The sequence below is a fragment of the Mycobacterium dioxanotrophicus genome (genome assembly GCF_002157835.1).
In the GTDB taxonomy this organism is placed as follows: domain Bacteria; phylum Actinomycetota; class Actinomycetes; order Mycobacteriales; family Mycobacteriaceae; genus Mycobacterium; species Mycobacterium dioxanotrophicus.
On the sequence record NZ_CP020809.1, the window covers coordinates 7,287,944 to 7,312,050 of the forward strand.

At 68.4% G+C, this 24,107-nt stretch carries 18 protein-coding genes; 6 read left to right on the forward strand and 12 right to left on the reverse strand.

Annotation, left to right across the window (positions count from 1 at the left end):
• Positions 1–42: 42 nt before the first annotated feature.
• From BTO20_RS35195 to BTO20_RS35210, 4 genes are read right to left on the reverse strand one after another with little or no spacing between them, the layout of a single operon-like run.
• Positions 43–1,182, reverse strand: a complete 1,140-nt coding sequence (locus BTO20_RS35195; RefSeq protein WP_332460256.1) for an MFS transporter — start codon at positions 1,180–1,182, stop codon at positions 43–45.
• Positions 1,179–2,447: an amidohydrolase family protein gene (locus tag BTO20_RS35200; protein ID WP_087080948.1), complete on the reverse strand. Its 1,269-nt coding sequence runs from the start codon at positions 2,445–2,447 to the stop codon at positions 1,179–1,181. Before BTO20_RS35200 ends, BTO20_RS35195 begins: the two co-directional genes overlap by 4 nt.
• Entirely contained in the window at positions 2,441–3,553 is a 1,113-nt protein-coding gene (locus BTO20_RS35205) for a CoA transferase (RefSeq protein ID WP_087080950.1), read from the reverse strand. The genes BTO20_RS35200 and BTO20_RS35205 overlap by 7 nt, the downstream gene beginning before the upstream one ends.
• A 30-nt stretch (positions 3,554–3,583) precedes the next feature.
• Positions 3,584–4,150 (reverse strand): TetR/AcrR family transcriptional regulator, encoded by a 567-nt coding sequence (locus BTO20_RS35210; protein ID WP_087080952.1) that lies wholly within the window; start codon positions 4,148–4,150, stop codon positions 3,584–3,586.
• 115 nt (positions 4,151–4,265) lie between these two features.
• Here BTO20_RS35210 and BTO20_RS35215 point away from each other — a divergent pair, with 115 nt between their 5' ends.
• Together BTO20_RS35215 and BTO20_RS35220 are read left to right on the forward strand one after the other, a co-directional pair.
• Entirely contained in the window at positions 4,266–5,519 is a 1,254-nt protein-coding gene (locus tag BTO20_RS35215) for an NADH:flavin oxidoreductase/NADH oxidase family protein (protein WP_087080954.1), read from the forward strand.
• On the forward strand, positions 5,516–5,932 hold the full coding sequence (locus BTO20_RS35220) for a nitroreductase family deazaflavin-dependent oxidoreductase (protein ID WP_087080956.1): 417 nt from the start codon (positions 5,516–5,518) through the stop codon (positions 5,930–5,932). Before BTO20_RS35215 ends, BTO20_RS35220 begins: the two co-directional genes overlap by 4 nt.
• Here BTO20_RS35220 and BTO20_RS35225 read toward each other — a convergent pair.
• The 4 genes from BTO20_RS35225 to BTO20_RS35240 form a co-directional block, all read right to left on the reverse strand.
• Positions 5,922–6,803 (reverse strand): enoyl-CoA hydratase/isomerase family protein, encoded by an 882-nt coding sequence (locus BTO20_RS35225; protein ID WP_408632217.1) that lies wholly within the window; start codon positions 6,801–6,803, stop codon positions 5,922–5,924. The two genes, BTO20_RS35220 and BTO20_RS35225, sit on opposite strands and share 11 nt — an antisense overlap.
• A gap of 4 nt (positions 6,804–6,807) precedes the next feature.
• Positions 6,808–8,325 carry a fatty-acid--CoA ligase FadD4 gene (fadD4, locus tag BTO20_RS35230; protein ID WP_087080960.1) on the reverse strand — a complete coding sequence of 506 codons (1,518 nt, stop codon included), beginning with the start codon at positions 8,323–8,325 and terminating at the stop codon, positions 6,808–6,810.
• Between the two features lie 50 nt (positions 8,326–8,375).
• On the reverse strand, positions 8,376–9,620 hold the full coding sequence (locus tag BTO20_RS35235) for a sodium:proton exchanger (protein WP_087080963.1): 1,245 nt from the start codon (positions 9,618–9,620) through the stop codon (positions 8,376–8,378).
• 359 nt (positions 9,621–9,979) lie between these two features.
• A complete protein-coding gene (locus BTO20_RS35240) occupies positions 9,980–10,546 on the reverse strand; it encodes a TetR/AcrR family transcriptional regulator (RefSeq protein WP_087080964.1) in 567 nt (188 codons plus the stop codon).
• An 84-nt stretch (positions 10,547–10,630) separates the two neighbouring features.
• Here BTO20_RS35240 and BTO20_RS35245 point away from each other — a divergent pair, with 84 nt between their 5' ends.
• A complete protein-coding gene (locus BTO20_RS35245) occupies positions 10,631–13,663 on the forward strand; it encodes an MMPL/RND family transporter (RefSeq protein WP_087083151.1) in 3,033 nt (1,010 codons plus the stop codon).
• A gap of 143 nt (positions 13,664–13,806) precedes the next feature.
• Here BTO20_RS35245 and BTO20_RS35250 read toward each other — a convergent pair whose 3' ends face one another.
• From BTO20_RS35250 to BTO20_RS35260, 3 genes are all read right to left on the reverse strand, one after another.
• On the reverse strand, positions 13,807–15,633 hold the full coding sequence (locus tag BTO20_RS35250) for a phosphoenolpyruvate carboxykinase (GTP) (RefSeq protein WP_087080966.1): 1,827 nt from the start codon (positions 15,631–15,633) through the stop codon (positions 13,807–13,809).
• A 149-nt stretch (positions 15,634–15,782) separates the two neighbouring features.
• Positions 15,783–17,243 carry a hypothetical protein gene (locus tag BTO20_RS35255; protein ID WP_087080968.1) on the reverse strand — a complete coding sequence of 487 codons (1,461 nt, stop codon included), beginning with the start codon at positions 17,241–17,243 and terminating at the stop codon, positions 15,783–15,785.
• Positions 17,240–18,130 (reverse strand): P-loop NTPase family protein, encoded by an 891-nt coding sequence (locus tag BTO20_RS35260; RefSeq protein ID WP_087080970.1) that lies wholly within the window; start codon positions 18,128–18,130, stop codon positions 17,240–17,242. The genes BTO20_RS35255 and BTO20_RS35260 overlap by 4 nt, the downstream gene beginning before the upstream one ends.
• Before the next feature lie 220 nt (positions 18,131–18,350).
• Between BTO20_RS35260 and trmB the strand changes: the two genes are divergently transcribed.
• The 3 genes from trmB to BTO20_RS35275 all read left to right on the forward strand — a co-directional run bounded on the left by trmB (position 18,351) and on the right by BTO20_RS35275 (position 22,904).
• Positions 18,351–19,142: a tRNA (guanosine(46)-N7)-methyltransferase TrmB gene (gene trmB, locus BTO20_RS35265; RefSeq protein WP_087080972.1), complete on the forward strand. Its 792-nt coding sequence runs from the start codon at positions 18,351–18,353 to the stop codon at positions 19,140–19,142.
• Positions 19,139–19,840, forward strand: coding sequence for an NYN domain-containing protein (locus BTO20_RS35270; protein WP_198344186.1), 702 nt, complete (start codon positions 19,139–19,141; stop codon positions 19,838–19,840). Before trmB ends, BTO20_RS35270 begins: the two co-directional genes overlap by 4 nt.
• Before the next feature lie 76 nt (positions 19,841–19,916).
• Complete coding sequence (locus BTO20_RS35275) at positions 19,917–22,904, forward strand: MMPL family transporter (protein WP_087080974.1); 2,988 nt, start codon at positions 19,917–19,919, stop codon at positions 22,902–22,904.
• On the opposite strand, the gene BTO20_RS35280 is transcribed toward BTO20_RS35275, so the two are convergent.
• Positions 22,901–24,061 (reverse strand): AI-2E family transporter, encoded by a 1,161-nt coding sequence (locus tag BTO20_RS35280; RefSeq protein ID WP_087080976.1) that lies wholly within the window; start codon positions 24,059–24,061, stop codon positions 22,901–22,903. The genes BTO20_RS35275 and BTO20_RS35280 overlap by 4 nt on opposite strands.
• Positions 24,062–24,107: the final 46 nt, after the last annotated feature.

Consider the following 24,107-nt stretch of genomic DNA (forward strand, 5'->3'; position numbering starts at 1 on the left):
ATCGATCGCCCCGACGCCTAGGCCGCCGCAAGCCCTTTGGGATCAGTCGGTACGTGGGCGTCCTGTCGAGCTCCAGACGACCGCCATCACCGCGCACGCAGCGGCCAGCACCGCAAAGGCCACCGGGAACGAGCCCGAGGTGGCGAGCGCGCCTGCCACCAAAGCGCCCAGTCCTGTTCCGCCGTCGAAGCCGATGTTCCAGGCCGCGCTGACCGCGCCGCGGGATTGCCCGCCGCTGGCCGCCAGGGCCTGCACCAGGGTGAGGTTCTGCAGCCCGCCGTACGCCAGCCCGAGCAGCAGAGCACCCGCGACGATGACCACGGGGCTGTAGAGGATTCCCACCGCGATCGCCGCCAGCCCTGCCACACCCAGACCCAGCATCGGGGCGATGAATCGATGTGCCCCGAACCGGTCGGCCGGACCGCCGATCAGCCATCGCCCCAGCGTTGCCGGCCCGGTCAATGCCAGCAGCGTCACGAAGGCCGTTGGGGGGTCCCCGAATTGCGGCGCGAACGTGATCACCGCTCCGCCTGCGGCGGTGATCACGACGAGCGCACCGATCGGTCCGACCAGTCCACGGCTCACCGCACGGAATTCGCCGCGCTGGGTCGGCGGTCGCGGCACCGGATGGATGAACATCAGCGCCAGTGGTACGCCCAGCAGCGGCGCGGTGGCCAGCACGAAGACCGGGGTGTATCCGACCTGATGGACCAACCACGTCGCCACCGGGGTGAGCACGAATTGCGGTGCGGCGATGGCAAGTCCGTACGCTCCCGCTGCCCGTCCACGCTGCTCCTGACCGAACAGGCCCGCGATACCGTCGACCCCGTACACCGTGAGGATGCCGAAACCCAACCCGCGCAACGCGGCGAGCAGCAGCACCGTCGGCAGGTTGTGGGCCAGCAGATGCGCGATCGCGGGGGCCCCGAGCAGGGCCAGGCCGATCGCCAGGGTGACCGGCCACCCCAGCCGACGCAACACCAGCCCGACCGAGAGTTGCGCCAGCACGGTGCATGCCATCAGGACCGCGTTGACCGATCCGGCGCCGAAATCGTCGGCGCCGTTGTGCACGGCCCACATCGGGGCAACCGGCAGCAGCAAGGCGAAACCGACGAAGCCCAGAACCGCGGCACCCAACAACGCGGGCATGCCCGGCGCCCTCCACACCGTTGTCTGTGTCATCGGGTGAATACCATCGCACCACCGATCACCGTCGCGACCACCAGGCCGGCATCGAGTTGACCGAGTGCCTCGCGCGGCGGAGCGGACAGCACGCACAGATCCGCAGGTTGACCCGGTGCGACGGTGCGTGGCCGGGCCGGCTGTGTGGCACTGCCCAGGAACAGCGTCAGAGCCGTTCGCGCATCGACACATTCGGCCGCGTTGAGTACCTGCCCCGTGGGCGACCGCCGGTGTACGGCCGCGCGCATCGCCGCCCACGGATCGCTGTCACCGAACGGCGCGTCGGTGGACAGGGCCACCGGCACCCCGGCGTACCGCAGAGAAGCCAAGCGCCACAGCTGGTCTTGTTCGGTCGCAGGCACATCGGTACGGTACTGGTCGCCGCGTTCGGCCACGAAGTTCGGCTGGGTGACCACGGTGACCCCGAGACCGGCCAGATCCGCGATGCAGTCGGCGGGCACCATCGCGGCGTGTTCGATGCGGTCGCCGGGATGCCGGCCCGCGACCCGTAGGGCGGCGATGGCGACGACGAGTTGCGCCGCGGTCACACAGTGCAGGGCGACCGGTATCCCTTCGGTATGGCGGTCGGAGATCCAGGTGATCAGCGCATCGAGGTCGAGGGCATCGTCGTGCAGGATGCGCTTGCCCGGCGCCAACACATGCACCCGCTGGCGTATCCGGACCGTGATGTCGAGATCGGGGGTGGCATCGGTGACGCCGGTGACGCCGTAGGCCGCGAGCCCCGCGCTGAACGCATCGAGCGGCGGCTCGGTGCGCTCGAGGACGTCCGACCAGGCTCGGTCGGCACTGCGTAGCCGGCCGTCGGGATGGTCGGCGAGCCCGACAGCGGCCAGGCCGGCTGAGTTGAGTGTCCACATCACGCCGCTGCGGTGTTGCACCCGTATGGGATTGGGCGGCGCGAGCGCGTCGAGCAGGTCACGGTCCAGCGGTCCGGCGACCGTGTCGTGGTAGCCGACGGCCCTGATCCATCCGTCGGCACCGGGTACCGCTCGTGTCAGTGCCTGGGCCAGGCCGTCGGAGTCCCGCACGTCCTGCGGCCCGACGCGTACCGAGTTCAGTTCGGCCGCTGCGGAATACACATGCAGGTGATGGTCGTGCAGGCCAGGGAGCACCGTGCCGAACCCGGCGTCGAGGACGAGTTCGCCCGGCAGCGGCCGCAAGCTCTCGGCCACCTGCTCGATCTGCTCGCCCAGGCGGATGTCGACAACCTTGTTGCCGAGCAGGCTCGCTCGTTGAATCAGCATGGGGTGGCGGCTCGTTGGGTCACCAGGCGGCGCACTGCGGCATTGTCCGCACCGAACGCGGGGCCTGCGGAAACCGGGGCGGGTGGCATCGCGGCGATGACGCTGTCGTCGGTGGGCAGTCCGGCATACTCGGCAGCCACCGCGGCCATGGCGAATTCGATGAGCTCTCCGCCGCCGCGCCCGAGTGCTGCCACGACGGCGCGGGCGGCGTGCAGACCGGTGAGCGGATCGGCTATCGCATCTCCGGTGAATGCCGGTGTACCGCCGCGGTATCCGATCAAACCACCCGCCACTGCGGCGTCGTCGCCGAAGGCCACCCAGCCGGCCCGTTCCCCGTGAGTGCCGTGGCCCGTGATGCGTAGCCACACCCGCCCCGGGCGCGCTGTCACGGTCCGCGGCCCCAGTCCCCGGCGGTCGAGAGCGGCAGGCCGGGACGCCTCGATCACCACGTCGGCGACGCCCAGCAACGCGGCCAGTTCATCAGGATGGTCGAACTGCACTGCGTAAGAGAGCTTTCCACTGTTCATCCAGCCGAAGAAGGTCGGCTCGCCGGCGCGGGTGCCGTCGGGACGGGCGACGCTCTCCACCTTCACCACCGTGGCTCCGGCGCGCGCCAGCAATCGGCCGCACAGCGGCCCGGCCCACATCGATGACAGATCGACGACGAGCACATCGGACAGTGGGATCGCCCGCGACGGACCGAGCACGCTCACCTGAGGTGGTGTGGCCGCGGTCTCGCCGAGTACCGCGACCGGTAAACCCAGAAGCCGCGCCCGACCTGCCACCCCGGCGCCCGGCAATCCGGCGGCCCATGCCTCGATGGCGGGCCATGGATCGTCGGCGACGGTATCGGCTTGCAGCAGGGCGGGCACCATGGCGAGATCGTCGGGTCGTGACAGCGTCAGCGCGCACCAGCCCTCGGCGGCGCGAAACAAGCGCGTGGCTCCGCCCGCCGAAATCTGACCGGCTGCAGTGAGGTCAAGCAGTGCGGCCCGGCCGGTGATCAGTTCGGTGGCATCGACGCCGATGCCGGTGAGCGCGGCGAAGTCATCGGCCACTCGCTGGGCGCGCGCCAGCACCGATGCTGAGACCGCGCATGAACCCACCCGGCCATTGTGGCGCAGAGCGGGTAGGGCTCAGGCCCTCGGCAGGTGCAGCCTGGTGAGTTCGACGAGATGGCGACCGACATCATCGAGGGCGTCGGTCTTTTGCGCCGCGATCGCCATGATGACCGCACCCTCGACCGACGCGATCGTCATCGTCGCCAGGGAACGCGCCGCGTCGGCGTCGGCACCGGCCCGGATCAGCCGCTCGGCCAGGATCGCGTGCCAGTCTCCGAACGCCTCGGCAGCGGCATCGGCGGCTTGCGGGGCGTCGCAGCGGCCGAGAACGGCCGCGACGATAGGACAGCCACCCTCCATATGCGTCTCGGCCAGCTGCAGCTTCCATTGGTCGATGAATTCCTGCACGGCTTCGGCGGGTTCGCGCCCTTCGTCGGCCGCCCGGATCAGTGCGGTCAGTGCCTGCCCGGCGACGCGGGTGGCCTCGGCGACGAGTTCTTCCTTGCCGCCCGGGAAGTTCAGGTAGATGGACCGCCGCGAGACGCCGCTGTCCTCGAGCAGTGCGTTGAGGCCGGTCCCCGCGACGCCGCGGCGCCGCAGTAGTCCCGTCACACTCGCGATCAAGGTGTCTCGTGCCGACATCGTGCTTGCTGCCTCCCTGCTAAACCGGTCAGTCTACCTGCACACTTTGCGGTAGACCAATCGGTGTACTAGCGTCGCCGACAGCATCCCAGCGCGCCGTTGCGAGGAGACCGACATGCCCGATATCCACGATCCGCTCACCCTGGCCAGCGGCCAGGTGCTGCGCAACCGGCTGATGAAGTCGGCGCTCAGCGAGGGCCTGGGAACCGCGGACCATGGTCCGGACCAGCGTCTGGTCGAGCTCTTCCGGCGCTGGGGCACCGGCGGGTTCGGGCTCGTTGTCACCGGAAACGTGATGGTCGACCGCGACCACCTCGGCGAGCCGGGCAACGTCGTCGTGGAGGACGACCGCCACCTCGACGGACTGTCCCGCTGGGCGAAAGCCACCAAGGACGGCGGCAGCCTGGTCTGGATGCAGGTGAACCACCCTGGGCGGCAAGCCAATCCGTTGGCCACCCGGTCGCAGCCGGTGGCGCCGTCGGCCGTCCGCATGAGTGTGCCGGGGTGGCAGGCGCCGCGCGCCCTCACCGAGGACGAGATCGAAACCATCATCGACCGCTACGCGCACACCGCCGCGGTCGCGGACGCCGCCGGTTTCGACGGCGTCCAGATTCACGGCGCACACGGATACCTCGTCGCACAGTTCCTCTCGCCGCGCACCAATCAGCGCACGGACCGCTGGGGTGGCGACCCGCAGCGTCGCATGCGATTCGCGCTCGAGGTGGTGCGGCGGACCCGCGCTGCTGTGAGTCCCGGCTTTTCCGTGGCCATCAAACTGAACTCCGCCGACTTCCAGCGCGGCGGGTTCACCGAGGAAGAGTCACGCGCCGTGATCGCCGCCTTGGCCGCCGAGAACCTCGACCTCATCGAAATCAGCGGCGGCACATACGAATCCCCCGCGATGGAGGGCAGGCCCGTCGTGCAGTCGACGTCCACCAAGGCGCGCGAGGCGTACTTCCTCGAGTACGCCCGAGCCGCTCGCGAGTTCTCGGGGAACGTGCCGCTGGCGGTGACCGGTGGCTTCCGCACGCGGGCGGCGATGAGTGAGGCCGTCAGCTCAGGAGCCTGCGATGTGGTCGGGTTGGGCAGGCCGACCACCGTCAACCCGGCGGCCGCCGACAGCGTGCTGGTGGCACACGACGCGCGCCTCCATGTCCCGGACATCGCACCGGCCATGCCCGCCCGGCTCGCCAACACGGCCCGCGCCAAGACCTTCCTCAGCGCGCTGGAACTGCAATGGCATGGAACCCAGTTGCACCGGCTCGCCGCGGGCGGTGAGCCCGACCCGACGATCGGCCCGCTGGCCACGGCCGCGGCACTGCTCAAGAACAACGGAGTCAACGCTTTCCGGGCACGGAGGAACTCATGACCGACAAGACGCTGAACAAGTTCCGCCGCGAGCGGGCGCTGGGACGCCATGTGCTCAACCCGGCCGTGACGGCCCTGTCGCGTCTGGGGTTGCGCACGGCGCTGGCGTCGGAGTTGGAGACCACCGGCCGCAAAACCGGTCAATTGCGCAGGGTTCCCGTTTCCGCCCAGTTCGATCCGACCGGCGCGTGGGTGATATGCCAGCACGGTACGCGTTCGGGCTGGGGCAGCAACATCACGTCGAACCCGAATGTCCGCATCAGGCAAGGGAACCGGTGGCGCACCGGCGTCGCGCAGTTCCGTCCGGACGACGACGTCGCGGCACGGGGCCGCAAGTTCGGAGTGATCGCGGCGCGGGTGGTCAAATCACTGGAGACCACGCCGGTCTCGGTGCGCATCGACTTCACCGACTGACGATCTCGTCCACCAACCCCCAGTCCAGCGCCGTCGCGGCGTCGATCGTGCGCCCGCTGAGCACCAGATAGGCAGTGCGCCAACGGCCGATGCGCCGTGTGATACTCACGGTTCCGCCGGCGCCGGGAATGAGCCCCAGCGCCAGCTCCGGTAGGCCCAACGTGGCCTGCGCGTCCGCGCTGACCCAACCGAAGAACGCCGCCATCTCCAGGCCGCTGCCCAACACCTGACCGTGCACCCGCGCTCGGCAGCGGCGGCCCAGCCGCGCGGTCAACTCGTCGAACACCAGCGCGGGACTGTGCCGCGTGCGGGCCAGATGCGCGCTTGCCGGGTCGTCGAAAGACCCGAACTCGGCGAGATCGCCTCCGCTGCAGAACGATCGGCCGTTGCCACTGAGCACCACCTCGTCGACCGACGAGTCCAGCCGGGCCACCTCCAGCGCCTCCAGCAGCGCTGCCCGGGCATCGGTGGAGAAGGCGTTGTGGCGCTGCGGCCGGTTGAACCGGACACGCAGCGTGTTGCCGTCACGTTCGGCCTGAACCGGATCGGGCAGCAGCGGCACCGTCGCCGGGCCGCGTTCGGTCAGCCAGCGGGCGAATTCCGGCCCGGCCTGCAGCGTGGAATAGGCCAGGGACTCGGTGATCAGCCCACCGAACGCCGGTGCCGCGACGTCGAGGCTGCGCAGTACGTCGTCGCACACGGCTGCGGCCTGCGGCCAGCGTTCACACCGCTGCGCCAGCGTGGCCAGCGTCTGCTCGACCGAATCCACCGTGACCGCGCGGCGGTCCTCAGTGCTGGATTCGGTGACGGTGAACGTCGCCGCGTCACTGGGATTTTCGACGGCGACGCGAATCCCGCCCGGCAGCTCGATCACATCACGAATATTTCTCGATCAACCCCTGCTTGTACAGCTTGCCCGTGTCGGTGCGGGGCAGCTGGGCCTCGAACGAGATCGACCGCGGGCACTTGTAGTGCGAGAGTTGATCACGCAACCAGGACAGCAGCTCGTCGGCGAACTCCGGTGTGGCATCGGCAGGATCGACGGTCTGCACCACGGCCTTGACGGCCTGGCCCATCTCGTCGTCGGGGATGCCGAACACCGCGGCGTCCATCACCTTGGGGTGCACCACCAGCATGTTCTCGGCTTCCTGAGGGTAGATGTTCACCCCGCCGGAGATGATCATGTGATGCCGGCGATCAGTGAGGTACAGGTAGCCGTCCTCGTCGAGATATCCGATGTCTCCCACCGTTTTCCAGCCGTGGGCGTCGCGCGAGGACGCGGTCTTCTCGGAGTCGTTGAGGTACTCGAAATCGGCGCCGCCCTCGAAGAAGATCTCGCCGGGCTGACCCACGGGCTGCTCGTTGCCGTTCTCGTCGAGGATGTGCAGGATGCCCGTCATCGCGCGGCCGACCGAACCGGGGTGCGCCAGCCATTCGTCGGCGGTGATCAGGGTCGCGCCGATGGCTTCCGATGAGGCGTAGTACTCGTCGACGATCGGACCCCACCAGTCGATCATCTGTTTCTTGATCTCCACCGGACACGGCGCCGCGGCGTGCATCACCCGCCGCAGGCTCGAAACGTCGTACGAATCACGCACGCTCTGCGGCAGTTTCAGCAGCCGCGTGAACATGACGGGCACGAACTGGCCGTGCGTCACCTTGTACCGTTGAATCGCGTCGAGAGTGCCCTCGGCATCGAACTTCTCCAGGACCACGGTGGTGATGCCGGCGGCCTGCGCCTGCATCGACCACACCGACGGCGCGGTGTGGTAGAGCGGCGCGGGGCTCAGGTACACCGAATCCGGCGTCATCCAGAATCCGACCAAGGCCGCCATCAGACCCGGGTACTCCGTCGGCGGGACATGCGGCAGTTCGCGTTTGATGCCCTTCGGCCGGCCGGTGGTACCCGACGAGTACTGCAGCAGATCACCTTCGATCTCATCGTCGATCGGCGTATCAGGCTGGCCGGCAACGCATTCCGGATAGGGCTGCCAGCCGTCCAACCGCCCGGCCCCGGCCAGCAGCAGGATCTCGGGCAGCCCGTTCGGCAGATGCTCGGCCAGGCCCGCACACAACTCGGGCAGTGCGCTCGAGCCCACGATGGCCTTGGCGCCGCTGTTGTCGACGATGTAGGCGGCCTCCGCCGCGGTGAGATGGCTGTTGATCGGCACGTAGTACAGGCCGCTGCGGCGGGCCGCCCACATGACGGCATGCATGTGCTCGTTGTTCTCCATCAGGATCGCGACCACGTCACCCTCGACCAGTCCGCGCTGACGGAAATAGTGCGCCAGCCGGTTGGCGCGCGCCTCCAGTTCGTCGAACGTGACGACCGTGCCCGACGGGTGGAGGATGATCGCCGGCTTGTTGGCCCCGACGTGCTCGCGGATCTGCATGAGGCACTGTAACCGGCACCACTTGACAGGTGTCAAGTGGTGCCGGTGAGCTATCGCGCGAGTGCCGGCTCGGCGGCCGTGTCGTCAGCGATCTCGGCCGAACGGAACGGCGCTCGCAGCGTCACGGCCAGGTGGTGACGATTGATCACGAACCCGATCAACGCGAGCACCGCGTACCCGCCGCACAACACCAACCGCCCGTCAGTCGAAGTGATCGGGAACTGGACGACGAAGAGGGCGAGCAGCGCCAGCGCGGTGTAACGGTGGAACCGCAGCGCCAGGATCAGCGCGATGCCCATCATCGTCTGGGTAGCGGTCAGCAGAACCTCCTCGATCTGCCGGCCGTCGAGCACCAGAGCAGGGCCGCCGCCCCCGGCCACGTAGGCGATGGGCAGCGATCCCATCAGCAGCGTCCACTGGTTGACCTTCGAGGAGATCAGCGTCGCGATGGCGGCGGTGCCGTTCCCGCGACTGGCGAAGATGATCGCGATGATGAACTCGGGGGCCTCCGATGCCAGCGGTGCGAGCCACTGGACCAGCAGGAACTGGTCGATTCCGAGTTCGGCGCCCGCGCCGATCAGGCTTTCGGCGAACGGCTCTGCACACATCAGGATGACCGCGCCTGCGATGACGAACAGCGCCACGACCGTCGACCGTCGGGCCCGGGTCGGCAGGACGCCGATCGCGGCCGCGGTGCCGACAAGATCCGGCTCCTCGACCTCGCCGCGGCTCATCTTGTAGAGGTAGAAGCCGAACCAGGCCAGTAGCGCGACGCCGAGCACGAGATGGATCTGCCCGGTCGCCGGGATCACGAAGGCCACGACACCCGCGATCAGCAGGAATCCCAGCTCGACGCGGTTGCCCGGCTCGAGCGCCATCGCTGCGACTTTCCGACCGGACATCTTGCGGGCCACCCACAGACCCACCAGGACGACGACGGGCCAACCGACACCCATCAGCAGCCGGTTGGAGCCGGTCATGTTGGCCGCGGCGAACTGCACGTAGTCAGGGTTGTGGCCTGCGGTGTACGCGTAATAGAGGTCGACGGCGTACTCGGGCAGTACGGCGATGAGAGCCAACACGGCGATGGCCAGGCCTCCCGAGACGTCGATCTGGGCGGCCTCGGCGGCCCACGCCAGCAGGAAGCTCGCGGCGACCACCGCCGCGCCGTAGATCACGAGGGCGGCGACGGGGTTGGGATGCAGCCCGGCGATCCTGACGACCAGGGCGGGCACGATGAACAGGGCTGTGGTGATCAGCGACCGGGCGAGGGTTCGTCCGTGCGTGCGCGTCACGTGAAGTCCTTTGTCTTCTGGCGGCCCGTGGCCTCATCGACGGCGCGACGAAACCTCGGACCGACACGGGCTTGTCGGCCGAAGGTCTCGCTCGCCGGATATCGCCTCCGGTGGATGACCGGGCGACTCCCGCCGCCAGCATGTCGACCATCCGCATCGCGTCGGCCGGGCCGACGGTCAGGAACTACTCCCCTTCGCTGCTGGGAAGGCTACCCTTTGCCGCACCACCCAGCAACGTAGCGCATCTATGAATATTCGCGTCCTGGACGCGGAAATTTGCTGGTCAAAATCGTGAACAATAGTTTTCGAATCGCCGAACTATCGAGTGCGGCAACCCTGATGCGCGGGCTTCCCGGCGCTCAATCGGCGCCGACATGGCGCAACAGCAGCATCAGACCCGCGTGGGCGTCATCGAGCGGCTGCAGGGAACGAGCGCTCCGGCACTGGATGATGGCGCCCTCGAGCGAGCTGACGATGAAGCTGCCCAGCGAGGCCGCCGTTGCCGAATCGACTCCCTTCGACGCGATCGACCCGGCGATGACGCGCGCCCAGTCGGCAAATACCTGCGCTGACGCGTCGCGCACCGCGAGCGCGTCCGGACCGGCCTGGGCAGCCGCCATGATGGGGCACCCGGCGGCAAATCCGCTGCTCGTGAGGCTTTCCTTCCAGCCGGCCACGAACGCCATGATCACGTCATCGGCGGGCAACGCCTGCGTCAACTCCTCGATCTTCGACGTGATCGTGCGCCCGGCTGCCAGCGTCGCCTGCACCATCAACTGCACTTTCCCCTCGGGAAAGTGCTGGTAGATCGAGCCGCGCGCGGCCCGGCTGTGCTCAAGAAGGTCGCTGAGGCCGGTCGCGTGAACACCACGTTCCCGCATCAGCTCGATGGCACTCGCGATGAGTCGTTCCCGCGGGCCAGCCATACGCACGCACACTCCACTTCACCGATAGACCGATTGATCCATCCTAGTCGGCCAGACATAGACTGATTGGTCTACGATCCGGGAATGCATGATCTTGAGATCTTCGGCAAACTCGCTCGAGCCTGCGCGAAGCATGCGTGGTGGATCCTCGGAGCGTGGCTGGCGCTGGCGGGCACGCTGAACCTGGCGATCCCCCAACTCGAACACACCGTCGCCGAACATTCGGCGCCGTTCACCCCGGAAAGCCCGACCACCGAAACCCTGCGCCAGATGTCCCGCGACTTCGGCGTCCCCGACACCACGGCGATCGGCAGCATCGTGGTGTCCAGCGACCGCACGCTCGGGCCGGCCGACGCTGCCTACTACCGCGAGCTGGTGTCCCGGCTCGTCGCCGACACCGACGACGTGGCCTACGTGCTGGACACCTACGGCACACCCGGGATGGAGAAACTCGGACTGAGCCCGGACGGGAAGGCCATCCACCTGATCGTCGCGACAACCGGCGACGTCGGATCCACCCGAGCGCACCGGTCGACCGAGAACGTCCGTGCCGCGGTCGCCGCGCTGCCGCACCCAACCGGTGTCGACGTGCATTTCACCGGTGCCGCACCGACGCTGTCGGACCTGTTCTCCGCCATCGACACCTCGCTGGCCATCATCACCGTCGTCTCGGTCGTGCTGATCACGCTGCTGCTGTTGGCGGTGTACCGCTCACTGCTGACCGCCCTGATTCCGCTTCTCACCGTGGGCATTTCGCTCGGCGTCGCCCGTCCCGTCGTCTCCTGGCTCGGCGGTGCCGACCTGTTGTCGGTATCGAACTTCACCATCGCGCTCGTCACCGCCATGGTGCTCGGCGCCGGCACCGATTACGGGATCTTCCTGCTGGCGAATTACCACGAAGGCCGACGCCGCGAGCTCGCGGTCGACGACGCGGTGGCCCGCTCCGGCGCCCACACCGCGGGCATCGTGATCGCGTCGGCGCTGACCATCGCCGGCGCCGGAATGGCCATGGTGTTCACCAAGATCGGCATGTTCCGGACCGCGGGCCCACCGATCGCGCTGTCGATCGCGATCACCATGGCCGTCAGCCTGACACTCACCCCGGCCATCATGGCGCTGTGGGGACGACGCGGCTTCGCCGAACCCCGCCCGCTCGACGAACGGCGCTGGCGCCGCCGCGGAGCGGCCATCGTGCGGCGGGCACCGGCCTTGGTCGCCGCCTCACTGGTGTTCCTGCTCGCCACCAGCGCAGTGCTGCTCACCTTCCGGCCCAACATCGACGAGAACGCCATGCAGCTGCGGGCCACCGACAGCAAGCGTGGGTATGACGCGGTCTACCGACATTGGGGCGTCAACGAGGCAGCGCCGGAATTCGTCACCATCCGGGCTGATCACGATATGCGCAACACCAACGATCTGGCCGCCCTCGACCTCGTCGCCATGTCGATCGGCAACCTGCCGCAAGTCGCCTATGTCCGCTCCATCACCCGCCCGGACGGAAAACCGTTGCCCGAGACCGCCATCGGATCGCAGACCGCACAGGTCGGCGACGGGCTGGCCGATGCCCACACCCGTGTCGAGCAGGCCATCCCGCAACTCAAGAGGTTGGCGGCCGGCGTGACGCAACTGCACGACGGTTCCGCGGGCGCGGCCGAGCGACTGCCCGAACTCGCCAAGGGCGCCCACGATCTCGTCGCTCTCACCCGAAACCTGCTGGGCACACTGGAATCCGCGAACCGGGTGGCCGACACCCTCTCGGACGGATCGCTCGATGTCGCAACTGTGGTGCGGACCATGTCCACCGCCACCGACTCCCTGGACCGGGCGGTCAGCGAAATCGACGCCACCCGAGCCAAACTCGCCGCTCCCACGGCTGCGCTGCACGCGGTGTTCGACCCGCTCACGGCGGTCGATCCCGGTCCGGATTGCGCTGCGGACTGCATGCGCGCCCGCCAAGCATTCGCCGACCTCAACGCGGCCACAGGTGGGCGCGCCTTGCTCGCCATCAACGGGCTGACGCTCGCGGCACCACTGGTACCCGAGCGTCCGGTGGCCACCGCGCTGGACGCCCTGCCCGACCTGCGGTCCGGCATCAAAGGACTGCGCGCCATGCTCGACCAACTGGGCACCCGCACACCCGATCAGACGCGTCAGGACCTCAACCGGTTGATATCCGGAATCACCGAACTGTCAACAGGTTTGGGCCGCCTCACCACAGGGTTGGGCGAGGTGAAGACCGGCACCGACACCATGGTGGAGTTGACCACCGAGCTCGGTGCGGGACTCAACCGCGCGTCGGACTTCCTGCACCGCCTGTCGGCCGACACCGCCACGGGTGCGGGGCGCGGCTTCTATCTGCCGTCGGAGGGCCGCAGCGACCCCAGGTTCACCGCGGGCGAGCGACTGCTCATCTCGCCGGACGGCCGCAGCGCCCGGATGATGGTGGTGTGGGCGGTGAACCCGTACGGCGCCGAGGCGATGGGCGCGGTGCCCGACGTCATCGCCGCGGCCCACAACGCCACCACCGGCACGGTGTTGGAACATGCGACCATCGAATCGACCGGCCTGGCATCGCTGTCGCAGCGCCATCTCGACCAAACCTGGCGTGATTTCGCGCTTTTCGCAGTCGTGGCGGTCGCGGCGGTGCTGCTGGTCCTGATCGTCATGCTGCGCAGCCTGGTTGCGCCCGTACTGATGATCGCCGCGGTCGTGCTGTCGTTCGGCGCCGCGGCCGGAATGTCCACCCTGATCTGGCAGCACATCATCGGCATCAACCTGGACTGGTCGGTGTTCCCGGTGTCGTTCATGGCACTCGTCGCAGTCGGAGCCGACTACAGCATGCTGTTCGCCGCGCGCATCCGGGAGGAATCGCACAGTGGGGTGATCAGCGGCATCATCCGGGGCTTCGGCAGCACGGGGAGTGTGATCACCACGGCGGGAGTGGTTTTCGCGATCACCATGTTTGCTCTCACCAGTGGGACGGTGCTCAATCTGGTGCAGATCGGTTCGACCATCGGCATCGGCCTGCTGCTCGACATCACCGTCGTGCGGACATACCTGGTGCCTGCCGCGATGAGCCTGCTGGGCGAACGCATGTGGTGGCCTGCGCGTGCGTAACACCATGTGCGCCTAAGCAAACGCGCACCCTCGTGACGTCACGAGGGTGCGCGAATTGCTGAGGTGTTGCGGCGTGTCTACCGGCAGACTCCCCCGCAAGCGGGAGGGGCCCCCAGCACGCTCGCGGCGCTGGCGCGCTGGGCTCAGGCGTCTTCGGCGAGACGGTGCTTGAGCGCGTCGAACTCGTCCTTGAGACCGGTCGGCAGCTTCTCGCCGACGAACTCGAACCACTCCTCGATCTGCGGCAGCTCGGCCCGCCACTCCTCGGCATTGACGACCAGCGCCTCGTCGACGTCGGCGGGGTCCACGTCCAGCCCGCTCAGATCGAGGTCGGCGGCTGTCGGCACGATGCCGATCGGGGTGCTCTTGCCGTCGGCCTGATGCTCGATGCGCTCGATGGCCCACTTGAGCACGCGGCTGTTCTCGCCGAAGCCCGGCCACAGGAAGCGGCCGTCCTCGCCACGGCGGAACCAGTTGACGAAGAACACCGCGGGCATCTTCGACTCGTCGGCGTTCTTGCCGATGTTGATCCAGTGCTGGAAGTAGTCGCCGACGTTGTAGCCCAGGAACGGCAGCATCGCCATCGGGTCGCGGCGCACCGTGCCGACCTTGCCCTCGGCGGCGGCGGTCTGCTCGGACCCGAGGGTGGCACCGATGAACACGCCGTGCTGCCAGTCGCGGGCCTGCGTGATCAGGGGCACCGTGGTCTTGCGGCGTCCGCCGAAGAGGATCGCCGAGATCGGCACGCCCTGCGGGTCGTCCCACTCCGGCGCCAGCGTCGGGCACTGCGAGATCGGGGTGCAGTAGCGCGAGTTGGGATGCGCGGCCTTTTCCTCCGACTCGCGGTACCAGTCGTGGCCCTTCCAGTCGATGAGGTGGTCGGGGTCGCCTTCCAGGCCCTCCCACCAGACCTCGTTGTCGTCGGTCTTGGCGACGTTGGTGAAGACGGTGTTGCCCGCCTCGATGGTCTTCATCGCGTTCGGGTTCGACGACCAGTTGGTGCCGGGCGCGACGCCGAAGAAGCCGAACTCGGGGTTGACGGCGTAGAGCCGGCCATCCTTGCCGAATCGCATCCAGGCGATGTCGTCACCGACGGTCTCTGCGCGCCAGCCCGGGATGGTGGGCTGCAGCATCGCGAGGTTGGTCTTGCCGCACGCCGACGGGAACGCCGCGGCGATGAAGTACGCCTTGTTCTCCGGGGAGATCAGCTTGAGGATCAGCATGTGCTCGGCGAGCCAGCCCTCGTCGTGGGCCATGGCCGAGGCGATGCGCAGCGAGTAGCACTTCTTGCCCAGCAGCGCGTTGCCGCCGTAGCCGGAGCCGTAGCTCCAGATCTCCCGGGTCTCCGGGAAGTGGGTGATGTATTTGGTGTCGTTGCACGGCCACGGCACGTCGGCCTGACCGGGCTCCAGCGGAGCGCCGAGCGAGTGCAGGGCCTTGACGAAGAAGCGGTCGTCACCGAGCTTGTCCAGCGCGGCCTGCCCCATCCGGGTCATGGTGCGCATGGAGACCACGACGTACTCGGAGTCGGTGATCTCCACGCCCAGCTTGGGATCCTCCGCATCCAGCGGGCCCATGCAGAACGGCACCACCCACATGGTGCGGCCGCGCATCGAGCCCCGGTACAGCTCGGTGAGGATGCCCCGCATCTCGGTGGGGTCCATCCAGTTGTTGGTCGGCCCCGCGTCGATCTCGCGCTCGGAGCAGATGAAGGTCCGGGATTCGACCCGGGCCACGTCCGACGGGTCGGAGAGGGCGAGGTAGGAGTTGGGCAGCTTCTCGTCGTTGAGCTTCTGGAAGGTGCCGGCGTCGACCAGCTGGGCGGCGAGGCGGTTGAACTCCTCCTCGGACCCGTCTGCGAACGCCACTCGGTCGGGCTGCGTCAGTTCGGCCACCTCACGCACCCAGGCCAGTAGGCCCTCGTGCTTGGTCGGTGCGGTGTCCAAACCCGGAATGGTCGCTGCGGGCATAAAAGTCTCCTGCGTGAGTTTTTTCGGAGCGCGTACCACGTAAATAACGCGGTCGGGGGGGTCCTTGGCTATGAGGTTAACGCGGGTGACATACCCATTGTGGACGACTGCAATGTCCGATTACTCACAAGAACGATTCAGTTGGCGGGTTACTCCGCAGTAGGCCCTGAGCTGCCATAAAGATCTGCCCGGACGGTGTCGAGGGCACGCTGTAAAGGAGGTATGCGGCGGTCCCGCTGACCGGCCGCCCGCGCCGTCGCGATGGCGTGCTCGCGTAATTCGGCGTCGATTTCGGCGATTTGTTGAGCGGTGGACTGAGCTTCGGTTTCCTCGACCGCGGCCAATTCGGTGGTCAATGCGGTTTCCGCGGCCAGCACCCGAGTTGCGACGAACTCCTCCAGCGTCGATCGCAGTGCTGCGGTGGCGTCGGCGACCCAGCGGTCGAGCACTGCGCGGTCCCGCAGCAGCCCGCGGACGCCGACCACCCAAACCGTCAACAGCAGCCCCACCACCGCCCCGACCACCAGGCCGGCCACGGCCAGATGCGGCGCCGCCCCGACCAGCATGCGGCTCACCGCGAAGGCCACACCCAGACCGAAGCCGACGCCCAGCACCGCCATGAGCCGGGTCTCCAAGGTCCGGGACCGCAGCGACGGTGCCTCGATGACCGGTTGCGGCGGCTGCGCTGCGGGCGGCGGGGCCGTCAGCCCGAACTCGGCCGCCACGTCGCCGAGGTGTTGGGTGACGCCGTCGTCGACCTCATCGACCACATCGTCGGCGCGGCGGTGCACGTACTCCTCGAACGCGTCCATGCGCCTGCGACTGAGCCCGGCGATGTCTTCCTGTAATTCGGTGCGCACCGAACTGCAGCGATTGCGGGCGAAGTAACCCAGCTGCACCCGCGCCTGCTGGAGCTGGCTGCGCAGCGCGATGCTGCGTTCGGTCCTGGCCAGCCTGCGACCGCGCGCGATGTCGTCGCGACGCTGGCGCAGCGCCTCCACCCTGGCCTTGCGGTCCGCTCCCGCGCCGTCGGCCTCATACCTGCCGATCACCGCGGCCAGCCTGGCCTCCCACGCCCGCAGCCGGTTGCGGCGGCGCACCTCGGCCTCGGCCAGCCGCGCCGTCAAGAGCTCGACCAACGCATCGAGCTGCGGCTCACCCAGGTCCGGCGCCGCCGCCACCCCCACCCACGGCATGTGGGCATACCGGCCGGCCCGCTCCGCCAGGATCGCCGCGTCCGCATCCCGGATCTCCCGCCAGCCCCGGTGCGCGTCGATCTTCGACACCACCCCGATCACCAGGTCGGTATAGGTGGACGCCAAATCGACCAGCGCACAATCGGATTCGGTCAGCGGCGCGGCCGCGGACACCACGAAGACAACGGCCGCCGGCGCCTCCCCGGCCACCAGTTCGGTGGATTCGACGAACGGCTGCTGCGGCATGCGGTCTCGCAACGCCGCCAACACACTGGTGGCACCGGCCAGCCAGGGCCCGGTGACCAGGACGACGTCACGGGGTTCGACTCCCGGCGAGTTGAGTCCCGGATCGATCGCCGCGACGACGGCATCGGCCGCAGCGACCGGATCCTGATCGGGATCGACGTCGGTCATCGGGCGCCCAACAGCCGCAGCGAGCCACGGACGATGTCCGCGCTACAGCTGCGGTGCAGCGCGTCGACCGGGCCTCGACCGTAATTCCGCCAATGCCTGGCCCGCCGCACATGGGCGTCGGGCCGCGTACCGGGATCGACCACCAGACCGTGGGCCTGCACCACCTCGACGGCCGCGGCCATCACCGCGATCACGGTGTCGTCGGCCGCGAGGAACCGACCGACCTCGTCGCCGCCCAACGCCCGCAATTCGGCCAGCGCGGCCCGCACCCGCTGGTAACGCACCGGCGCCGCCACGTCGTGCACCGCGGCGAGGACCTCCTCGACGCCGCTGCGCCGGCGCAGCAGACCAGGCAGCTCGTTCGCGTCGGCGCCGCGGCTGCACGCCAGGCTGGCATGGGCGACACCGAACCGGTCGAGGGTGGCCAGCAGCCGAGCCCGCAGCGCATGCGGCACGGCGTGCTCCCCGGCCACGAACGCGTCGGCCGAGGTCAGATCCGCCGGTTGCACGGCCAGCGTCCGCAACGCCGCGACCAACTCGGCGGGCAGCGTCACCGCCGCCAACAACGCCACCATCGGCACCACGGGCACCCCGGTCAGGGCGCGCAACTCGACCGCCCGGCGCTGCGCGGTGGCCATCGGGCCACCGGGACCCGAACCGGCCAGGTCGGCCTTGTTGAACACGATCAACACCGGGACCCCGGCGCGGCGCAGCTCGGCCAACACCGCAAGATCCTCGGGCTTGCACACCTCGGCGATCACCATGACCACGACCTCGCCGGCATCGGACACCACCACACCCGCGGCGGACAGCGCGTCGGCGACCGTCGCGGCACCGACGCCCCGGCGTCCCCGCACGGCAATGCCCACCGGAACCGACGCCCGCATGCTTATCTGCGCCAACCGTGAACCACCGGCGCGGTCAGCGAAACACGCGAGCTCATCTGCGAAAATGTGGCGGCCTTCCCTGCGACATCCGGACCCGCTCCGGTCCCCACTGGAAATCGTGGCACGTCCCGGGCAGGCTCACGAACGGCCGTTTGACCCTGACAGTTCAAGGCAACTGTTGGGTATCAATCTCTACCACGATGCGGGGACTTCGGCGCCAATGAGACACCATGGACAAATGCACGTGCCCAGGCTGGATGTCGCCGGCCGGCCGGCTCCGGAACCGGACGACACCGGGGCCACCGACCAGCCGCACCGCCTGCCCCGGGTGACCAGCTTCCGCACCCGGCGTTCGACGCTGTCGAGCGGACAGCAGGCCACCTGGGACCGCCGCTGGCCCGACCTGGGCATGCAGGCCCGCAACGACGACGGCAAACCCGTGGTCAACCTGGACACCGCGGCCTGGTTCGGCCGCAGCGCTCCACTGGTGCTGGAGATCGGCTCCGGCACCGGAACCTCGACCCTGGCGATGGCGCAGGCCGAACCGAACATCGACGTGATCGCCGTCGAGGTCTACCGCAAGGGGCTGGCCCAGCTGCTCACCGGCATCGACCGGGCAGGCATCAACAACATCCGCCTGGTCCGCGGCGACGGCGTCGACGTGCTCGAGCACATGATCGCCCCGGGCGCGCTGACCGGGGTTCGGGTTTTCTTCCCCGATCCGTGGCCCAAGTCCCGCCATCACAAGCGCCGGCTGCTGCAGCCCGCGACGGTCGCGCTGATCGCCGACCGGCTGCGTCCCGGCGGTGTGCTGCACGCCGCCACCGACCACAGCGGGTACGCCGAATTCATGGCGGAGGTCGGTGACGCCGAGCCGCTGCTGCGCCGGGTCGAAGACGGACCGGCGGCCGCGGCGTTACCCATGTCGGTGCAGCGGCCCGTCACCAAATACGAGCAGAAGGCCCTCGCCGGTCCGGACATCACCGAATTGATCTGGGAGAAGCGGCCATGAGTGTGTTCCCCGAGCTGGACGACGGTGTGCAAGAGCACAGTGTGCAAGACGCGTCACAGGCCGACGGCACCACGACGACGCGCCGGGTTTTGCTGGTGTGGGATGCACCCAATCTCGACATGGGGCTCGGCTCCATCCTCGGCGGCCGGCCGACCGCCGCGCACCGGCCCCGCTTCGACGCGCTGGGCCGCTGGCTGCTGGGCTACACCGCTGAGCTCTCCACCGCCGAACCCGGCATCTCGTTGGAGCCCGAGGCCACCGTCTTCACCAACATCGCCCCAGGTAGCGCCGATGTCGTTCGCCCATGGGTGGAGGCTTTGCGTAACGTGGGGTTCGCCGTCTTCGCAAAACCGAAGATTGATGACGACAGCGACGTCGACAGCGACATGCTCGACCACATCGCGCTGCGCCGCCATGAGGGCTTGGCCGCGGTGCTGGTCGCATCCGCCGACGGGCAGGCGTTCCGGCACCCGCTGGAAGACATTGCTCGCGAAGGCACCCCGGTGCAGGTGCTCGGATTTCGCGAACATGCAAGCTGGGCGCTAGCGTCGGATACCTTGGAGTTTGTCGATCTAGAGGACATTCCTGGTGTTTTCCGGGAACCGCTGCCACGGATCGGCCTGGACTCGCTGCCCGAGCAGGGGGCATGGCTGCAGCCGTTCCGGCCGCTGTCATCGCTGCTGAACTCGCGCGTGTAACAACTGCACAAGGCCTGAAGAAATTTCGCCGAGAAATTCGATGCGCGGGTCTCCACGGATCTAGTTAGGAGCATAAGTGTTCGCCTGGTGGGGTCGAACGGTGTACCGGTTCAGGTACATCGTCATCGGTGTCATGGTGGCGCTTTGCCTCGGTGGCGGCATCTACGGGGCCGACCTGGGAAAGCACGTCACGCAAAGCGGCTTCTACGACGAGGGCAGCCAGTCCGTGGCGGCGTCGCTGCTGGGCGACGAGGTGTACGGCCGTGACCGGACCAGCCACGTCGTGGCGATCCTGACACCCCCGGATGACAAGAAGGTCACCGACAAGGACTGGCAGAAGAAGGTCATCGGGGAGCTCGACAAGGTGGCCAAGGACCACCCGGACCAGGTCGTCGGCTGGGTGGGCTGGCTGAAAGCGCCCGACACCACCGACCCGACCGTCAGCCAGATGAAGACGCAGGACCTGCGCCACACCTTCATCAGCGTCCCGCTCAAGGGCGACGACGACGACGCGATCCTCAAGAACTACCAGGCCATCGCGCCCGACCTGCAGAAGGTCAACGGCGGCGACATCAAGCTGGCCGGCCTCAACCCGCTGGCCAGCGAGCTGACCGGAACCATCGGCACCGACCAGAAACGCGCCGAGCTGGCCATCGTGCCGCTCGTGGCCGTGGTGCTGTTCTTCGTGTTCGGCGGTGCTGTCGCGGCGGCCCTGCCGGCGATCATCGGCGGTCTGACCATCGGCGGCGCGCTGGGCATCCTGCGGTTCACCGCGGAGTTCGGCCCGGTGCACTTCTTCGCCCAGCCGGTCGTGACGATGATGGGCTTCGGCATCGCGATCGACTACGGCCTGTTCATCGTGAGCCGGTTCCGAGAAGAACTCGCCGAAGGCTACGACACCGAGGCCGCGGTACGAAGATCGGTGATGACGTCCGGCCGGACCGTGGCGTTCTCCGCGGTCATCATCGTGGCCTCGTCACTGCCCCTGCTGCTCATTCCGCTGGGCTTCCTCAAGTCGATCACCTACGCGATCATCGCCTCGGTCATGCTCGCGGCATTCCTCTCGATCACGGTGCTGCCCGCGACGCTGGGCATTCTCGGGGCCAACGTCGACGCGCTCGGCGTCCGCACCCTGCTGCGTGTGCCGTTCCTGGCCAACTGGCCGTTCTCGCGCCGGATCATCGACTGGTTCGCCGAGAAGACCCAGAAGACCAAGACCCGCGAAGAAGTCGAACGGGGTTTCTGGGGCCGGCTGGTCAACGTGGTGATGAAGCGGCCGATCGCGTTCGCCGCCCCGATCCTGATCCTGATGACGTTGCTCGTCCTGCCGATCGGGCATCTCGCGCTCGCGGGCATCAGCGAGAAGTACCTGCCGCCGGACAATCCGGTCCGCCAGTCGCAGGAACAGTTCGACAAGCTCTTCCCCGGTTTCCGCACGGAGCCGCTCACCATCGTGATGAAGCGGGACGACGGCCAGCCGATCACCGACAACCAGATCGCCGACATGCGCGCCAAGGCGCTGACCGTCTCCGGCTTCACCGATCCGGACAACAACCCGGATGCGATGTGGAAGGAGCGCCCGGCCAACGACAGCGGATCCAAGGACCCGTCGGTCCGGGTGATCCAGAACGGCCTGGAGAACCGGGGCGATGCCGCCACCAAGGTCGGTGATCTGCGTGCCCTGCAGCCGCCGCGCGGCATCACGGTGTACGTGGGTGGCACCCCGGCCCTCGAGCAGGACTCGATCCACAGCCTGTTCTCCAGGTTGCCGCTGATGGTGGTCATCCTGGTGAGCACCACGACCGTGCTGATGTTCCTGGCCTTCGGATCGGTGGTGCTGCCGATCAAGGCCGCGTTGATGAGCGCGCTGACCCTCGGCTCGACCATGGGCATCTTGACCTGGATGTTCATCGAGGGACACGGGTCAGGTCTGCTGAACTACACGCCACAGCCACTGATGGCACCGATGATCGGTTTGATCATCGCGGTGATCTGGGGCCTGTCGACCGACTACGAAGTGTTCCTGGTGTCCCGCATGGTGGAAGCCCGCGAACGCGGCATGTCGACCGCCGAGGCCATCCGGATCGGTACCGCGACGACGGGCCGGCTGATCACCGGTGCGGCCCTGGTCCTCGCCGTCGTGGCCGGCGCCTTCGCCTTCTCCGACCTGGTGATGATGAAGTACCTTGCCTTCGGTCTGCTGATCGCCCTGCTGCTGGACGCCACCGTGATCCGAATGTTCCTGGTGCCGGCCATCATGAAGCTGCTGGGCGACGACTGCTGGTGGGCACCGCTGTGGATGAAGCGGCTCCAGCAGCGCATCGGCCTCGGCGAGACCGAGCTGCCCGACGAACGCAAGCGTCCGGCCGTGCGCGAGCCTGCGGACGACGAACGCGCCCTCGTCGGTGCCGGCACCCCGCCGCCACCGGCGGCCCGGCCCCGTCCGCACGATCCGACGCATCCCGCTGCCGATCCGCGACAGCTGCCGCCGGCCCGCACCAACGCCCCGTCGGCCGCGGGAACCACGCGGATGGCTCCGCCGCCGCAGCCGCCCCGGCAGGAAGCCGACGAGCCGGCCACAACCCGGCTGGCGATGGCACGCAATGCGGTGCGCAACGCGGTGACCAATGCGGTCAACACCGCGACGGGTCACAGCAATGCGCCGACCGAACGCACTCAGCTGCCCCAGCCGCCCGTGGAAGGCTCGGCGAAGCCCGCTGCGCCGGCCCAGCGCGAGGAACGGGAGATCGAGTCCTGGCTCGGTGCGCTGCGTGGTGGGCCGTCGGCTCAGCCGACTCCCCCGCCACCGCCGATGCGGCCGTCTGCTGACCCCACCCGCGCGATGCCGCAGTCAGGGGGCGACGATGCCGCGCCGACGACGGCGTTCAGCGCGCAACGGCCCGCCGACAACGGCGGTTCGGACGCCACCACGGCGATGCCGTCGCTGCGTCAGCGCGATCAGGACCCGTCCACCGAGAAGCTCAACACCCGTGAGGACGAGCCGAAGCGGCGCGGCGGCGGGATGAGCGCGCAGGACCTGCTGCGCCGCGAGGGCCGGCTCTAGTCGTTGTCGGACGGCGCCAGCCGTCGGTCCGGGGTATCGGGCGTGGCTTCGATCATCACGCCCTCCCCCTCGGCTTCCTGGCGGGCCTCCTCGACCGCCGGGTCGGGGGCGATCAGCACCCGGATCGCGCTGTTGAGCACGGCGACGGCGGGCACCGCGAGCAGCGCGCCGACGATCCCGGCCAGCACGCCACCGCCGGCGATGGCGAGCACCACGGCCAGCGGATGGATCGACACCGCCCGACCCATCACCAGCGGTTGCAGCACGTGACCCTCCAGCTGCTGCACCGCGATGATGAGGCCCAGCGTGATCAACGCGTAGATGAAGCCCTTGGCCAGCAGCGCCACCACGACCGCGAGGAAGCCTGCGATCACCGCACCGACCAGCGGGATGAACGCGCCCATGAACACCAGGGACGCCAGCGGCAGGGCCAGCGGGATACCCATGATCGCCAGGCCCGTGCCGATACCCACGGCGTCGACCAGGGCCACCAGGAACGTCGCGCGCACATAGCCGACCAGTGAGTGGAAGCCCGCCCGCCCGGCGTCGCGCACGCGTTCGCGCACGTTGCCGGGGATCACCTTGGTGACGAATCCGAAGATGTTGCGTCCGCCCTGCAACAGGAAGATCAGCGTGAACAGCATCAGCAAGGCACCGGTGACCAGCTCGGTCAGCGTCCCCGCGGTGGACAACGCGCCGGTGGTGAGCTTCTCCTGGTTGTTGCGCAGCGCGTTGATCGCGGTGTTGCCGGCCTGGTCGATCTGTTCCTTGCTCAGATGGGGCGGCCCGTTGATCAGCCAGTGCCGCAGACCGTCGATGCTGCGGGTCATCTGCTCGACGAGCGCGGGCGCACCCTCGACGAACTGGCTGACGACGAAGGTGAGGATGCCGCCGACCACCGCGATGCCGGTCAGCAACACCAGCGCCACCGCGATACCGCGCGGCACGCCACGGGTGTCCATGAAGTCCACGGCGGGCAGCAGTAACGCGGTCACCATGGCGGCCAGCGCCACCGGAACCACGAGCACCTCGAGTCGTTTGATCAGCCACAGCACCGCGACGACGGCGGCGAGGATGATCAGCAATCGCCAGCACCAGGCCGCGGTCTTGCGGACAAGGGGTGTCACGGCATCGTCAGCAACCGAATCCGATGGCATGCCCGTAGCGTAGCTGCGCCACGCCCGCACCAGTGCTCATGACGGC

What these genes read in the sequence shown, in the direction of transcription:
- BTO20_RS35195 (WP_332460256.1), bottom strand. Translation starts at nt 1,182, where the DNA reads ATGACACAGACAACGGTGTGGAGGGCGCCGGGCATGCCCGCGTTGTTG.
- BTO20_RS35200 (WP_087080948.1), bottom strand. Translation starts at nt 2,447, where the DNA reads ATGCTGATTCAACGAGCGAGCCTGCTCGGCAACAAGGTTGTCGACATC.
- BTO20_RS35210 (WP_087080952.1), bottom strand. Translation starts at nt 4,150, where the DNA reads ATGTCGGCACGAGACACCTTGATCGCGAGTGTGACGGGACTACTGCGG.
- BTO20_RS35215 (WP_087080954.1), top strand. Translation starts at nt 4,266, where the DNA reads ATGCCCGATATCCACGATCCGCTCACCCTGGCCAGCGGCCAGGTGCTG.
- BTO20_RS35220 (WP_087080956.1), top strand. Translation starts at nt 5,516, where the DNA reads ATGACCGACAAGACGCTGAACAAGTTCCGCCGCGAGCGGGCGCTGGGA.
- fadD4 (WP_087080960.1), bottom strand. Translation starts at nt 8,325, where the DNA reads ATGCAGATCCGCGAGCACGTCGGGGCCAACAAGCCGGCGATCATCCTC.
- BTO20_RS35240 (WP_087080964.1), bottom strand. Translation starts at nt 10,546, where the DNA reads ATGGCTGGCCCGCGGGAACGACTCATCGCGAGTGCCATCGAGCTGATG.
- BTO20_RS35245 (WP_087083151.1), top strand. Translation starts at nt 10,631, where the DNA reads ATGCATGATCTTGAGATCTTCGGCAAACTCGCTCGAGCCTGCGCGAAG.
- BTO20_RS35250 (WP_087080966.1), bottom strand. Translation starts at nt 15,633, where the DNA reads ATGCCCGCAGCGACCATTCCGGGTTTGGACACCGCACCGACCAAGCAC.
- BTO20_RS35255 (WP_087080968.1), bottom strand. Translation starts at nt 17,243, where the DNA reads ATGACCGACGTCGATCCCGATCAGGATCCGGTCGCTGCGGCCGATGCC.
- BTO20_RS35260 (WP_087080970.1), bottom strand. Translation starts at nt 18,130, where the DNA reads ATGCGGGCGTCGGTTCCGGTGGGCATTGCCGTGCGGGGACGCCGGGGC.
- trmB (WP_087080972.1), top strand. Translation starts at nt 18,351, where the DNA reads ATGAGACACCATGGACAAATGCACGTGCCCAGGCTGGATGTCGCCGGC.
- BTO20_RS35270 (WP_198344186.1), top strand. Translation starts at nt 19,139, where the DNA reads ATGAGTGTGTTCCCCGAGCTGGACGACGGTGTGCAAGAGCACAGTGTG.
- BTO20_RS35280 (WP_087080976.1), bottom strand. Translation starts at nt 24,061, where the DNA reads ATGCCATCGGATTCGGTTGCTGACGATGCCGTGACACCCCTTGTCCGC.